The organism is Celeribacter baekdonensis (assembly GCF_003047105.1).
GTDB lineage: Bacteria > Pseudomonadota > Alphaproteobacteria > Rhodobacterales > Rhodobacteraceae > Celeribacter > Celeribacter baekdonensis_B.
This window is the reverse complement of record NZ_CP028472.1, coordinates 334,286-348,456: the sequence shown is the minus strand read 5'-3', so window position 1 is coordinate 348,456 and position 14,171 is coordinate 334,286. Positions and strand designations below refer to the sequence as shown.

The 14,171-nt window shown below is 58.4% G+C and carries 10 protein-coding genes and 1 pseudogene; 4 read left to right on the top strand and 7 right to left on the bottom strand.

Annotated features, from left to right (window positions below):
* Nucleotides 1-13: 13 nt before the first annotated feature.
* From DA792_RS01655 to DA792_RS01625, 7 genes and pseudogenes are all read right to left on the bottom strand, one after another.
* A pseudogene (locus DA792_RS01655) lies at nt 14-3,003 on the bottom strand (sarcosine oxidase subunit alpha).
* Complete coding sequence (locus DA792_RS01650) at nt 3,000-3,302, bottom strand: sarcosine oxidase subunit delta (RefSeq protein WP_107717832.1); 303 nt, start codon at nt 3,300-3,302, stop codon at nt 3,000-3,002. Before DA792_RS01650 ends, DA792_RS01655 begins: the two are co-directional and overlap by 4 nt.
* A gap of 13 nt (nt 3,303-3,315) precedes the next feature.
* Nucleotides 3,316-4,569, bottom strand: coding sequence for a sarcosine oxidase subunit beta family protein (locus DA792_RS01645; protein WP_107717830.1), 1,254 nt, complete (start codon nt 4,567-4,569; stop codon nt 3,316-3,318).
* A 361-nt stretch (nt 4,570-4,930) separates the two neighbouring features.
* Nucleotides 4,931-5,293: a dihydroneopterin aldolase gene (gene folB, locus DA792_RS01640; protein ID WP_107717828.1), complete on the bottom strand. Its 363-nt coding sequence runs from the start codon at nt 5,291-5,293 to the stop codon at nt 4,931-4,933.
* A gap of 90 nt (nt 5,294-5,383) precedes the next feature.
* Complete coding sequence (locus DA792_RS01635; protein ID WP_107717825.1) at nt 5,384-7,024, bottom strand: BCCT family transporter; 1,641 nt, start codon at nt 7,022-7,024, stop codon at nt 5,384-5,386.
* A 129-nt stretch (nt 7,025-7,153) separates the two neighbouring features.
* Complete coding sequence (locus DA792_RS01630; RefSeq protein ID WP_107717823.1) at nt 7,154-8,248, bottom strand: hybrid-cluster NAD(P)-dependent oxidoreductase; 1,095 nt, start codon at nt 8,246-8,248, stop codon at nt 7,154-7,156.
* Entirely contained in the window at nt 8,245-9,519 is a 1,275-nt protein-coding gene (locus tag DA792_RS01625; protein WP_107717821.1) for an aromatic ring-hydroxylating oxygenase subunit alpha, read from the bottom strand. The genes DA792_RS01630 and DA792_RS01625 overlap by 4 nt, the downstream gene beginning before the upstream one ends.
* 958 nt (nt 9,520-10,477) lie before the next feature.
* On the opposite strand from DA792_RS01625, the gene DA792_RS01620 reads away from it, so the two are divergent.
* From DA792_RS01620 to DA792_RS01605, 4 genes are all read left to right on the top strand, one after another.
* A complete protein-coding gene (locus DA792_RS01620; protein WP_159075134.1) occupies nt 10,478-10,891 on the top strand; it encodes a DUF2946 family protein in 414 nt (137 codons plus the stop codon).
* A 116-nt stretch (nt 10,892-11,007) separates the two neighbouring features.
* On the top strand, nt 11,008-13,065 hold the full coding sequence (locus tag DA792_RS01615) for a TonB-dependent receptor domain-containing protein (protein ID WP_107717817.1): 2,058 nt from the start codon (nt 11,008-11,010) through the stop codon (nt 13,063-13,065).
* A gap of 60 nt (nt 13,066-13,125) precedes the next feature.
* Complete coding sequence (locus tag DA792_RS01610; RefSeq protein ID WP_107717815.1) at nt 13,126-13,782, top strand: MotA/TolQ/ExbB proton channel family protein; 657 nt, start codon at nt 13,126-13,128, stop codon at nt 13,780-13,782.
* The gene (locus DA792_RS01605) at nt 13,779-14,168 is read left to right on the top strand and encodes an ExbD/TolR family protein (protein ID WP_107717813.1); all 390 of its coding nucleotides are present in this window, start codon (nt 13,779-13,781) and stop codon (nt 14,166-14,168) included. The genes DA792_RS01610 and DA792_RS01605 overlap by 4 nt, the downstream gene beginning before the upstream one ends.
* Nucleotides 14,169-14,171: the final 3 nt, after the last annotated feature.

Here is a 14,171-nt window from a genome sequence, read left to right as displayed (position 1 = left end):
GTCTGACCTCCAATCAGATTTTCAAACGAGCGTTTGCAGGATCGACAAAGACGGTCCCGGTGATTTTCGCGGCAATGGTTCGCTCGGGCATCGGGATATAAACCGTCTCACCCATTCTCGAATGGCCCCTTCGACCAGGGCCAACGCGATCGGGTGACCCGTTGTGCCTTGGTGATAAGACGAGGTCACGTGACCGACCATTTTCATCGGGATGGGCTGGTTCGGATCAAAAACGATCTGCGCCCCTTCTTCGAGACAGGACTGGTCCTCGGTCACAAGGCCGACAAGCTGTTTGCGGTTCTCCGCAACAAGGTCCGGCCGCTTGAGCCCGCGCATCCCGACAAAGTCGGCTTTCTTGGCGCCAACCGCCCAACCCATCGCTGCGTCATAGGGGGTCACCGTGCCGTCCGTGTCCTGACCGACGATGATGTAGCCCTTTTCAGCGCGCAGCACGTGCATGGTTTCCGTCCCATAGGCGGTGATGTCATATGCCTGACCCGCCTCCCACAGGGTTTCCCAAAGCGCGCGACCGTAAGGGGCGGGCACGTTGATCTCGAACCCGATTTCGCCGGTAAAACTCACGCGCCACAGACGGGCGGGATAGCCCGCAACCTCAACTTCGACGCAGGACATGTGCGGGAAATTGTCTTCGGTCAGGGCGAAATCCTTGACGAAGGGCTGAAGCAGTTTCGCGGCATTCGGGCCGTTCACCGCAACGGTGGACCATTGCTCCGTGGTCGAGGTGAGCCAGACATTCAGGTCGGGCCACTCGGTTTGGAGGTAGTCTTCCATCATGGTCAGAACCCGCGCAGCCCCACCGGTGGTGGTGGTCACGTGGAACCGATCGTCGGAAATGCGGGCGATCACACCGTCGTCGCGGATATAACCGTCATCGCCCAAAAGAAGACCGTAACGGCACTTGCCCGGTGCGAGCTTCATGAACGGGTTTGTGTACATCCGGTTGACGAATTCCGCCGCATCGGGACCGACCACTTCGATTTTGCCCAGCGTAGAGGCATCAAAGATGCCCACGGAGGCCCGCGTCGCCGCACATTCGCGCGCCACGGCTTGGTCCATGGTCTCACCCGCTTTCGGGAAGTAACGCGCCCGGCGCCACTGGCCCACGGGTTCAAACACGGCCGCGTTTTCTTCGGCCCAACCGTCGATCTGGGTCTTGCGGACCACTTCGAAATGATCGCCACGGTGATAGCCCGCAAAGGCCCCGAACGTGGTTGGCGTGTAGGGCGGGCGGAAGGTCGTGAGACCCACCTGCGGTTGCTTTTTGCCCAAAGCGTCCGCGGCGATGTTCAGGCCGTTGATGTTGGACATCTTGCCCTGATCGGTTGCCATGCCGTTGGTGGTGTAGCGTTTCACATGCTCGATGGAGCGCATGCCTTCGCGGACGGCGAGACGCAGGTCTTTTGCGGTCACGTCGTTTTGGAAGTCGACAAAAGCTTTCGCTTTGCCCGCGCTGCGGTCGGTCGGCAATTCCCGCATGGTGATGCCTGTGCCAACGCGGTCGTCCGCGACGGTGTAGTCAGAGACCGTCGCCTCGACCCCCAGTTTGCTCAGAGCTTCACCAACACGTACAGATCCGTCTTTGAGCGCGGCTTCAACGCCCCAAAGTCCGCGCGATGCGCCGGTGATGATGCAGTCTTCTGGTGTATCCTTGGGCAGGAACGTGGTCAGATCGTCATCCCACGTCAGGCTGCCCTTGGTGTGGGAGAACAGGTGCAGCGATGGGGTCCAGCCGCCAGACATCAAAAGCGTATCGCATTTGATCCACTGGCCGTTGCCGACATGGGTGCCGTTGACCGGGTTCACCCGCACCGTGTTGACGCGCAGGCGACCGCCAGTTGCCGTAACCGTATGGCCAAGTTTAACAGGGATGCCGCGGGTGCGGGCCTCGGCCTGAAGATCCTGACGGACCTGCGGCCGGGTGTCGACAATGGCCTGCACATAGGCGCCAGCCGCCTGAAGATCAAAAGCGGCGTACCATGCGCTGTCATGCGAGGTGACGACGACGGGGCTTTCCCCGACTTTGACGCCATAGCGATGCAGGTAGGTCTGCGCCGAACCAGCGAGCATCACGCCCGGACGGTCGTTGCCGTGGAACACCAACGGCTTTTCAAGCGCACCCTGAGCCAAAACGACCTGTTTTGCACGCACACGCCACATCCGCTCGCGCGGTGTGTCTGCGGGCAGAGTGGGCAGGTGGTCGGTCAGTTTCTCGACCATGCCGATCATGTTTTCGTGGTAGTAACCGATCGCCGTGGTCCGGGTCATCAGCTTGACGCCGGCCTCTTTCAGGGTGGCCAACTCGTCTTCGAGCCAGGTCCACGCCGATTTGCCGTCGATCTTGGACTGCGGTTCGGACAAAAGCGTTCCGCCCATTTCCGAGTTCTCGTCCACCAACACGACCGACAGGCCCTTGCCCGCTGCTTCGCGTGCGGCGGCAATCCCGGCGGGCCCCGCGCCCACGATCAGCAAATCGCAGTAAAGATAGCGCGAGGCATAGGTGTCCGGGTCTTCTTCAGACGGCGAGACACCGAGACCGGCTGCGGCGCGAATGAACGGCTCATAGACCTTGTCCCAAAAGGACCGCGGCCACATGAAGGTTTTATAGTAAAAGCCCGCCGAAAACAGCATGTAAGCGGCGTCATTGACGGCGCCCACGTCCCATTTCAGGCTGGGGAATTTATTTTGCGAGTTGGTCTCCAGACCGTCCCAGATTTCCTGCACCGTGGCGCGGGTGTTCGGTTCGAACCGGCCCGGTCCGCGACGTGTCCCGATCAGCGCGTTCGGCTCTTCGGATCCGGCGGCGATGGCCCCACGCGGACGGTGGTATTTGAACGATCGGCCCATCAGGTGCACGCCATGGGCGAGCAAGGCAGAGGCGACGGTGTCGCCCTTCAGACCTGTGTACGGTTTGCCGTCAAAGGTGAAAACGACGGGTTGGGAGGCGTCGACGCGACCGCGTCCACGAAGGCGATGTTTGCTCATTTGCTGTCCTCCAGAAGCTTGGCCAAATCCGGGCGCGGTTCGCCAGCTTTGTAGGTGATGTAGAAACGGTCGGTGATCGTATTGCGCACCGCGTTGAAGAACCGGCCACAGCCATGGGCATGGCGCCAGCGTTCGAAATGCGGGCCTTTCACGTTGTCACGAATGAAAAGGAACGCGGCCCATTCTTCGTCTGTCTGCTCCGAGGGGAACTCTGGACGGACAATATGGGCTTCACCGGCATAGGTGAATTCCAGTTCGGGCAGGGTCTCGCCGCAATAGGGACAATGAATCTGAATCATTTTATGTCACTCCTTAGTGGGCCACGGCGGCGGCGGCGGCTTCGTCGATCAGCCGGCCGGTGCGGAAACGATCCAGCGTGAAAGGCGCGTTGATCGGGTGCGGTTCGTCTTTGGCCACGGTCCAGGCAAGCGTGTGGGCGGCGCCGGGCGTGGCTTTGAACCCGCCGGTGCCCCAGCCACAGTTGACGTAGAGGTTTTGCACCGGGGTCTTGCCGATGATCGCGGAACGATCCGGCGTGTTGTCTACAATCCCGCCCCATTTGCGCAACATGCGCATCCGGTTGAAGATGGGGAAGACCTCGGAAATTGCGGCAACCGTGTGCTCGATCAGAGGCAAACCACCACGCTGGGAATAAGACACGTATTGGTCGGTGCCGGAGCCGATCACCAATTCACCTTTGTCAGACTGGCTGCAATAGGCGTGCACGGCGTTCGACATCACCACACAGGGGAAGATCGGTTTGACCGGCTCGGAGACCAGCGCCTGAAGCGGCGTGCTTTCAAGCGGCAGACGCACACCTGCGGTTTCCATAACCATGGAGTTGTGACCAGAGGCCGAGACGGCAACCTTTTTGGCTTTGATAAAGCCTTTTTCGGTTTCGACCCCGGCGACGGAGCCGTCAGGGTGCCGACGGATGGCGGTGACGGCACAGTTTTGAATGATATCCACGCCACGTTCGGCGGCCCCACGGGCATAGCCCCAAGCCACGGCGTCGTGACGGGCGGTCCCGGCGCGTTCTTGTAACGCACCACCCATCACCGGGTAGCGGGCATCGGGCGCGATGTTGATCGGCGGGCAGTAGTCTTTGCACTCTTGCGGAGTGAGCCAGCGGTTGTCCACACCGTTCAAACGGTTGGAATGCACATGACGCTTAAAGCTCTGCACGTCATGCACCGTGTGGGCCAGCATCAGACAGCCGCGGTTGGAGTACATGACGTTGTAGTTCAGTTCCTGGCTCAGGTCCTGCCACAGATCCAGCGCGTGGTCGAACAAACGCGCGCTTTCGTCGTAGAGGTAGTTCGAGCGAATGATCGTGGTGTTCCGGCCCGTGTTGCCGCCGCCGAGCCAGCCTTTGTCGATCACGGCGACATTGGTGATGCCGTGCTGTTTGGCCAAATAGTAGGCGGCGCCAAGCCCGTGGCCACCAGCCCCGACGATGACGACGTCATATTCGGTTTTCGGCTGGGAGTCCGGCCATTGCTCGGTCCAGTTTTTGTGCCCGGTCAGGGCGTTTTTAACAAGGTTCAGTGCATTGAAGCGAGTCATCGTGCAACTTTCTCTCTGAGAGAAGGGATTGGACGATGATTGCGTCTTCAACGGGCGAATAATCGGATATTTGCGCCACACATAATGAAGGTATGCGTCATCGTCACGTTTTTGTCGTCTTCGTCGAAAATCCTAAGGGGCCGGCTCTGTTCTAATCCAGATATTGCATAGAATTTTGGCATAATCTCCCTTGGTTTTCTTGGTTTTTGACCACAAATGAGAGCGACTCGCGGCCCGCGCCCGAGGCAGGACACATTCAGCGAGAAAGATCTGTAGCGGGCCGTAATTCTGCGACGCAGCGGAGGTGCCCGATCCTGTTTGCAGGTGCCGCATTTGTTCTGTGATCGGCATGCGCATGATCTTAACGCTGGCGTAAGATTTCAATGCCGACATGGTCCAGGCTGGCTTGGATCGGGGCCGAGGGTTTGCGCACAGTAACGCGCACAGAGCACACCGTGGTGAATTGGCTCAAAACCGCCTGCGCAATGCGTTCGCCCAACGTTTCGATCAGGTTGAACGGGCCGCTGTCGGAGGTGGTTTGCGCCAGTCGGCACAGGGCATCGTAACAGGCTGTGAGGCTGTAATCATCGGCCTCACCCGCAGGGGCAAGATCGAGCTCACAGGCCAGATCAATGTAAAACCTTTGCCCGATGCGTTGTTCCTCGGGCATCACGCCGTGAAAGCCGTAGAGGCATAGATTGCTGATAAAAATCCGGTCAGACATGGGGGCCTCGGCGAAAGAGCAGGGGAAATGAAAACGCCGCCGGCATATACATCCGGCGGCGAGAGAGGGGCTGGGGAAACGCCCGTTAGATCAGCGCGGTTCTGAGGCCAGGCCACGCCAGATGGCGACACACATGACCAAAAGCACCACGGTAAAGGGCAGACCCGTCGAGATCACCATGGACTGCAAAGTCCCAAGACCACCGGCTGAGAGCAGCAGAACGATGGCAATGACCCCTTCGAAAAGGCACCAGAACACACGCTGGGGTACGGGGGCATCCACCTTACCACCGGCGGCGATGGTGTCGATCACCAGAGACCCGGAGTCGGAGGAGGTCACGAAGAAGACGATGACCAGAATGATCCCGATGAAGGAGGTGATAGAGGTCCAAGGCATGGCGTCGAGCATGGTGAAAAGCTGCAATGGCAGAGCGGCTTCGGCCACGGCGGTGTAGCCGTCACGGACAACCTGACTGATTGCGGAACCACCAAAGACGGACATCCAGGCCACACAAACGAGAGAGGGCACGAGAAGTACGGAGATGATGAATTCGCGCACGGTGCGACCACGGGAGACGCGGGCGATGAACATGCCCACGAACGGTGACCAGGAAATCCACCACGCCCAGTAGAAGGAGGTCCAGCCCTGAGCAAAGTTGACGTCTTCACGACCGATTGGGTTCGACAGCGCTGGCAGGTACTTGAGGTACGCGCCAAGGAAGTCGAGCATGTCAGTGGCCAATAGCAGGGTCGGCCCGGCGATGAGGACGAACGCCCAGAGCACGAAGGCGACGCCCATGTTGATCTCGGAGAGCAGTTTGACCCCGGCTTCGAGGCCGCGGATCACAGAGAACAGCGCGATCGCAGTGATGCCACAGATCAAGATCACCTGAGACGTGTCGCTGATCGGCATGCCGAAGAGTTTGTTGAAGCCAGAGTTTGCCTGAGCCGCTCCAAGCCCGAGAGACGTGGCGAGACCAAACAGGGTCGCGAACACGGCCAGAATGTCGATGACGTGACCCGGCCAGCCCCAGACGCGCTCCCCGAAGATCGGGTAGAAGGCGGAGCGGATCGTCAGTGGCAAGCCCTTGTTATAGGAGAACAGAGCAAGGCTCAGGGCCACGATGGCGTAGATCGCCCAAGGGTGCAGCGCCCAGTGGAAAATAGACGCAGCCATGCCGAGACGGATCGCTTCGGCTTCGTTGCCCATTGCGGCACCCAGTGGGGCCCAGTCGGTGCGGATGCCGTTTTCGCCAACGACGACGCCGCCCAGAGACGAGGAGAAGTGGCTCAGTGGTTCCGACACACCGTAGAACATCAAGCCGATGCCCATACCGGCCGCGAACAACATCGCGAACCAGCTTGTGTAGGTGAAATCGGGTTTGGCATCTGGGCCACCCAAACGGATTTTGCCATAGGGGCTGATGACAATCACAAGGCAAAGGATCACGAAAATATCCGCTGCGCCGATGAAGAACCAGTCGAAACTTTTGGTTACGAAAGAAAACATCGCACTGAACGTGCTGCCAGCCAGTTCGGGAAACAGCAGCGTGAAAACAACAAATGCGATGACAGTCAGAGCCGAAATCGGGAAAACCGGGTTGTGCAGGTCAAAGCCGAACGGCCCAAGAGAGCCTTCGATATTGTCCTGACCAATGTCGTAATCGGTGTCGATGGCACTCTCTGGTGGTGCCTCGTAGGGCGTTTGTTCAGAATCATTTGGGGCAGTCATGGATATCCCTCCATTGTCGGTTACGCGGGTACACCCCGCCGTTAGGTCTCTTGATGGACCTTTGTTCAAAATTTGCGGGCAGGCGTGTCATTTGGCGAACCGCAGACACGCATGACAAAAAGTGACGTGTTAGAGTTCGACCTCGACATCGGACAGTGGCGTCGAGCAGCAAATCAAAATTTTGCCCTGATCAATCTCGCGTTTGCGAATGCCACCACCGTGTTGCATGTCGACGTCTCCCGAGAGCAATTTTGACTTACAGGTGCCGCAAATGCCGCGCTGGCAAGAGGACATCGGCAAAAGCCCTGCCTCTTTCGCCGCCGACAGGATGGTCATGCCGGGGCTGACCACGACGACATGTCCGGTCTTGGGGAAGCTGACGCGATAGGTTTCGCCGCTGATCTCGGGGGCAGAGGTCGGATCCTCAATGGTTCCCGCCGTTTCAGCCCCGAAATCAAAGCTTTCCTCGAAATACTGGTCCATATTGAACCCGGCGTCTTGGAGCATGGCGCGCACGCCCTCCATGAATCGCGCAGGACCACAGCAGAAGATTTTCCGCTCTTTGTAGTCCGAGGACATCATCGCAAGCATCTGTATGTTGAGCCGCCCGGTGTACCCGCTCCAGCTGTGATGTGCCGACGTGGTGTCGCAGGTGAACGCGAGGCGCAGCGTCGGGTTCTGGCTGGCCAGAAGCTCAAGTTCTTTGTGGAAAATAATGTCCGATGGGCTGCGTGCGGCATGAATGAAATGCAGATCATATGGCTCTGACAAATCACAAGCGGTGCGTGTCATCGACATCATCGGGGTGATGCCGCTGCCTGCGGAAATGAACAGGAGCTTCTCTTCTGCGTTGGCGTCGGTGGTGAAATCACCACTTGGACCTGCGACGTTGATTTCCTTGCCCGGCAGCATGTTGTCATGCAGCCAGTTTGAGCCCGGTCCACCAGGGACGCGTTTGACCGTGATCTCAATCCGGTAGGGGCGCGCGGCAGAGGCGGAAATCGTGTAGCTGCGCATGATCATACCGTCGACCGGCAATTCAAAGGTCATGTGCTGTCCGGGATAAAAACGGAAATCCCGCGGTTCGCGTGCCGAAAAGACGAAGGTCTTTACATCGTGGGTCTCCTGCCGGACCTGGCGGCAGACGAGAACATCGTCCACCTCCGGATCCCACATCGGTACGCCCGTTGCCTCGGTCAGGTTTTCGTTGCCCGGCGCGCTCATTCTGCCGCTGCCGTGGTTTGGGTCTGATCGAAATACGCTTTCAAACGGCCGATGTACCATGCGGCGAAAGATTCAACATGCGGCTCGGTGAAGCGTGAATACGGCCCCGGTTGATACCCCGTTTGCGCGCTGCCCAGTTGCGCAAGGCGCACAAGATCGGCATCTTGTTGGTTGGTGTAGGTCCAGACCTGTGTGAGGTTGTCGAGGTTGTAATCCTGACCTTCGATCGCATCCTTATGCACCAGCCAAGTGGTCCGCACCAAGGTGCGATCCGCGGACAAGGGGACCACGGAGAAGGTGACGATGTGATCTGACATGAAGTGATGCCAAGAGTTCGGATGGGTCCAGAAACTCAGTCCACCAAGTTTGGCATTGTCGAAGTTACCAAGAAGTTTCTTGGAGGCAATTTTCGTGTCGACAGTGTGGCTTTCGCCTTCCCACATCAACGGCAAACGCATGGTGCGGAACCCCGTGACATCGGACAGGTGTTCTTCTTCAGAGGAGGGCAGGCCGCATGCTTCCCATTTGGCGTGGTTGTCCCGAACATCCTGCGCGTATTTTTCAACATCGGCGGAGCGGCGTTCGTCCAACTCGTCGGGGGAGAAGCCAAAGCCGAATTCGGACAGCGGTACGGTCAACTGCGGGTGGTTGCCTTCGCAGTGGTAGCACTCGCGGTTGTTTTCCATCGTCAACTTCCAGTTGCCTTCTTCGATCAACTCAGATTGGAAAGCCACTTTGGTGTTTTTGATGTCATGCGGTGCGATGTATTTTTCCATCGTTTCCGCCATGCGGTCCATATCCGCCGGGGCGTCTTTGGCCAAACAGATAAAGATCAGGCCCGCGATAGAGCGCACATGTACTGTTCTCAGACCATGGCAGGATTTGTCGAACTCCTTGCCCATGTGCTCCGCCAGGATCAGTTCGCCATCCTCGTTATAGGTCCAGCCATGGTAGCGGCAGACGATGTTGCCGATGGTGGTGGATTTCTCATCCACAAGCTTGGCACCCCGGTGGCGACAGACGTTGTGGAACCCGCGGATGTCTTCATCATCACCACGCAGCAGCAACACGGAGACTTTGCCAATCTCGACCGTGATGCAATCGCCCGGCTCAGGCAGTTCCGGTTCGGTGCCCACAAAGATCCAGTGGTTGCCAAAGATCACCTCAATATCGAGGTCCAGAATGTCAGGGGAGTTGTAAAACGGCGCTTCAAGGCTTTGGTAAGCCGTACGGCGTTCGACCAGAGCGGGGATATTCAGGGGATCACGCATAATCATGGACCTCGGCTACAGTATATGGCTGGGAGAAGGGGGATCGACGGAGCACGTGTGCTGTGCGATCCGAATAAGAATTCAAAAGAGCGTTTGCGCCGCCCATTCTCTGGAAAACGTCGAGGCATAAGCCGGACACGAGAGAGGCGATTTGTCTCATCTCGAAGGAGACCGATGGCGAGTATGTATGACTATAGGAGCGTTGAGCGCGGCTCGCGCCAAGATTTCGCGTTGCAGGGATTGCAAAACGCTCTGCTTCCCCCGCCGCATGCAGGGTTGCCATCTGTCTGAACGTATAGGATCTGCGCATCGCGCAGGCTCCGGCAAGGGTTGTCCGCTGCACCCCATGTCTCCCTGTTTGTGATGGCAGGTAACCTGCTCTTACGCTTCATCCCCGTTATCTTCGGGTGATCTCGGTATCATTTGAAAATAGTAAAAACGCGGGGAGAAGGGGTAAGTCAAATGGCCGGTACTTTTGCGACAGGGGGTGTCTGCGCCCTACATTTCTTTGAAAACCACGTTCTTTTTATGGCTCTAAAATAAGCAGGCTCTGGGGTGCGCAGCACTCCCTTTTCGTATTTATGTATTGTTCATCATATGCGCATATGAAGCGCGAATCACGCGGATGAGACCCTAAGGCACACTCTGACTGTGCGCGCGTGTGTGGATATCATTCACGCGCGTCGACCTGCCGCGCATTCGTGTTGCGCCATCCGCATGGAAACCCACCTTGCGGTCGAGGCGATAGGCCTGTTCTGGCCGACAGTGCGAGCACCCGGTGATGTTAATTGATCTGATAATGAAGATTATGTATTTTAAAATATGCAGATTGCGCCCAAATTGCCAATGCTATCCTGTGGTGTGTGGCGTGGTCTCAGCAACACATCTGCATGTGTAGATGCTGACGCAGTCCACATTGTCGTTGCAAATGTTTCACCTTCATCACATACGCGTTTTCATGGAGAACCGTTTTTGGAATATGAGAGCTTTGCGCGGTTTTTGGGCCGTCTGTCTCTCTATTCTGCTGACCGTTCAGATCAGCATCGCCTTTCAACCGGACGCCCGTGCGGATGTGATCCTGGCGGACTCCGAGGTCTTGCTGCAATTGTGCGGCACACCCGGCACTGCAAAAACGCTGATCTTTGACACCAACACCGGAACGGTTCGGGACGTTCCGACGCGCGATGGCACGCAAAGCGCGGAGTGTCCGTATTGCGTTGTTGGCGCGGCCTTTTTCGTGGCTGACATCACAGCGCCTTGCCGCACAAGCCAAGCGCGTAGCACCGACCTTCCCTTTTCAGTCGCTTCATTCGTCACCGCAACACGCCGCGACTTTAGCCGCAGCACCCGCGCGCCCCCTCTGTTTGTCTGATCTCCGAAACGGCCCACAAGGACCTTTCCGGCCCACGTGACCGATCTTTTCGGACCTCACGGACCAAGACAAAACACCTCCATTTCCCACCAAATCTCGCAGAGGGATATACAAATATGACCGCCAAAATCACGGTGCGCCTCGGCGCGACCGCTCTTTTGATGAGCACCATCTCCACAGCGGCCTTTGCCCAAAATGCCGATCTCACCCTTGACCCGATCACCGTCAAAGACGCGCAAGCCATCGTCCAAGACGGGCAAAGCACGGCCTTTGACCCTGCTCTCTTGCCCGTGCCTGCGGGCCTTGATGGCGGCGCGCTTTTGTCCACCATCCCCGGCGTCTCAGCCAGCCGGATGGGCGGGCATGGTCTCGACATCATCATTCGCGGCATGCAAAAGAACCAGCTCAACATCATCGACGCAGGCAGCTTTACCTATGGTGGCTGTCCGAACCGGATGGACCCGCCAACCTCGATCGCGGCCTTTTATCGGGCGGATAACGTGATTGTCGAACGCGGCTATGCCAGCGTCACAAACGGTCCGGGCGGCTCTGGCGGCACGGTGCGCCTAGAACGCGCCGCGCCTGAGTTTGAAACGGGTCGTATTTTTAGCGGTTCTTTGGCTGTCGGTGCCAATTCAAACGGCCATGGCGCGTCGATTGCCGGAACGGTGGCCGTTGATCTGGGCCGCGGGTTTTACGCCGAGTTTTCCGGCGAGCGGAAACAATCCGACGATTACGAGGACGGGGATGGCCGCGACGTGCGCAGCGGTTTCACCCAGAAAAGCGCGGGCCTGACCTTTGGCTATGACAAGGATGGGGTCGATCTTGCGCTCGATATCGAAAAGGACCGCGCCGAGGATGTTAAATTTGCGGGCGCGCAAATGGACAGTCCGTTGTCGGAGACGATGACCTATCGTTTGCGTGGCGGCCTCGACATTGACATGGGCGCTCTGACGCGGATCGAAGGCGTGCTGTTCAGCTCCAATGTCGATCACACGATGGACAATTTTACGCTGCGCACCCCTACGGCGATGAAGATGCTCGCGCCGACCACCTCCGACACCTATGGCGGCAAGATCGAGGGCCAGTTTGAATTTGGTCAGACCAAGGCCAAACTCGGCGTCGATTTCCAGTCGAACAATCGCCGTGCGCTTGGCTATTCCAGCATGGTGGGCATGCCGATCAACCTCGACAAACCGTCTTCGCTGAGCTGGCCCGATGTCACCATCGCCCAGCTTGGAATTTACGGCGAAACCGAAACGGCGCTCTCAGAGACCTCAACGCTCAAACTCGGCCTGCGCTATGACCATGTCCGCGCCAGTGCGGGTGAGGCGGATGTTGTTGTGGGCGGCACCACGGCCAATGACTACTACACGATGGTTTATGGCACGGATTTTGCAGAGGCCCGAACCGAAGACAATATCGGCGGTCTGATCCGGTTTGAACACGAGCTGTCCCCGGAGACCAAACTTTTTGCCGGGCTGTCGCGTTCGGTGCGCACCGCCGATACCAACGAACGTGCTTTTGCCCGCGGGATGATGGGCGTGCCCTCGTATGTCGGCAATCCCGACATCAATCCTGAGAAACACACCCAGTTCGACATCGGCCTCGAAAGGCAGACCGAAACCTACGGTTTCACCGCCACCGCCTTTTATGACCGGGTGTCTGATTACATCCTTCAGGATCACATCAGTTGGCCGGGCGCGATGAAAGGCGTGACCACCTATCGCAATATCAATGCCGAATTGGCCGGGGTCGAGCTTTCGGGGCAATGGAACTTGGGTCAGGTGCTTTTGGCCGGAGATATGAGCTACACCTATGGTGGCAATCGCTCCGATGGTGGGGCGCTTGGGCAAATCCCGCCCCTGCAAGGCACGATCAGTGCGACCTATGACGCCGACATCTGGCAGATCGGCGCACGCATCAATTGGGCGAGCAAGCAGGACCGGATTTATACCGTCCTCGATGCGGGTGAAACGGCGGGCTATGCGACGCTTGATGTCTTTGGGACCTATGCGCTCAACGAGGACGTGTCGCTTTTGGCCGGGATCGACAATCTGTTCGATAAATCCTATGCGACACACCTCAGCCGTTCAAACACCTTTGACACAACGGTCGAAAAGGTCAATGAACCGGGTCGCAACGTCTATGTTGCCGTGCAGATGCAATTCTGACCTTCGCGTTTCGGGCGTGCCGCCTGTGTGGCGCGCCCTCTTTGTTGAAAGGACATCACCATGGATGCTGAAAAACTGGGGTTTCTGATCGCGGGCGGTCCCGCCATTTGGGCGATCTCTGCGCTGTCCGTGATGACCGTCGCTTTGATCCTGTGGAAATGTTGGGATTTTGTCCGATCTGGTCTGTGGGTCGGCGGGCATGTCACCGAACAGGCCGTGCAGCTTTGGCAAGCGGGTGAGACGGATGAAGCCCGCGCCACCTTGGCCCAACGTCGCAGCGTGAGGGCCCGTCTGGCCTATCGCGCGATGCAGGTCCAAGCGGCCGAGCATTTGCCCGACGCCTTGGCGCGCGAAGAGGTCGAACGCACCGCACGCGGGCTGTTGAAACGGGCGGCCACGGGGCTGCGCGGTTTGGAACTTGCTGCCACCATCGGCCCGCTTTTGGGGCTTTTGGGCACCGTGATGGGGATGATCGCCGCGTTTCAGGCGTTGCAAACCGCAGGCGCGCGCGCCGATCCGGCGCAGCTTGCGGGTGGGATTTGGGAGGCTCTTCTGACCACCGCTGCCGGTATGGCCGTGGCGATCCCGGCGCAGATTGCGCTGACGTGGTTTGACACTGCGATTGACGGCGTGCGCCATGATTTGGAAGACATCGCAACGCGGATCTTCGTGCCGCTCCCCAAAGACACGATCGCCCCTGACGAGACCCGGCCATGAGTGCCTTTGCCTTTGCCCACCCACGCCGCACGCGTCATCCCGATTTGACGCCGATGATTGATGTCGTGTTCTTGCTTTTGGTGTTTTTCATGTTGGTGTCACGCTTTGGCACCCAAGGCGTCTTGCCCTTGACCCCCGCTGGGGGCGCGGCAACCGCGTCTTGGGAGGGTCCGCCGCGTGTGGTCGATCTCTATGCCAATGGCGACATCCGGCTCAACGGCGAAGAAGTCTTTGCCGAACATTTGTCAGGCTGGCTCCAGCCCTTGATGCCCACCCCGGACTCGGCGGTGATCATCCGCACCCATGACGCCGATCTGCAACGGCTTGTGGACACCGTTGATCACCTTTCAAAGGCCGGGATCACTCGTCTGATCGTGATGGAGTAACCC

Bases quoted from the DNA above. Each gene is read 5' to 3' on its own strand.
- DA792_RS01650 (WP_107717832.1), bottom strand. From the start codon at position 3,302: ATGATTCAGATTCATTGTCCCTATTGCGGCGAGACCCTGCCCGAACTG.
- DA792_RS01645 (WP_107717830.1), bottom strand. From the start codon at position 4,569: ATGACTCGCTTCAATGCACTGAACCTTGTTAAAAACGCCCTGACCGGG.
- folB (WP_107717828.1), bottom strand. From the start codon at position 5,293: ATGTCTGACCGGATTTTTATCAGCAATCTATGCCTCTACGGCTTTCAC.
- DA792_RS01635 (WP_107717825.1), bottom strand. From the start codon at position 7,024: ATGACTGCCCCAAATGATTCTGAACAAACGCCCTACGAGGCACCACCA.
- DA792_RS01630 (WP_107717823.1), bottom strand. From the start codon at position 8,248: ATGAGCGCGCCGGGCAACGAAAACCTGACCGAGGCAACGGGCGTACCG.
- DA792_RS01625 (WP_107717821.1), bottom strand. From the start codon at position 9,519: ATGCGTGATCCCCTGAATATCCCCGCTCTGGTCGAACGCCGTACGGCT.
- DA792_RS01620 (WP_159075134.1), top strand. From the start codon at position 10,478: ATGGAGAACCGTTTTTGGAATATGAGAGCTTTGCGCGGTTTTTGGGCC.
- DA792_RS01615 (WP_107717817.1), top strand. From the start codon at position 11,008: ATGACCGCCAAAATCACGGTGCGCCTCGGCGCGACCGCTCTTTTGATG.
- DA792_RS01610 (WP_107717815.1), top strand. From the start codon at position 13,126: ATGGATGCTGAAAAACTGGGGTTTCTGATCGCGGGCGGTCCCGCCATT.
- DA792_RS01605 (WP_107717813.1), top strand. From the start codon at position 13,779: ATGAGTGCCTTTGCCTTTGCCCACCCACGCCGCACGCGTCATCCCGAT.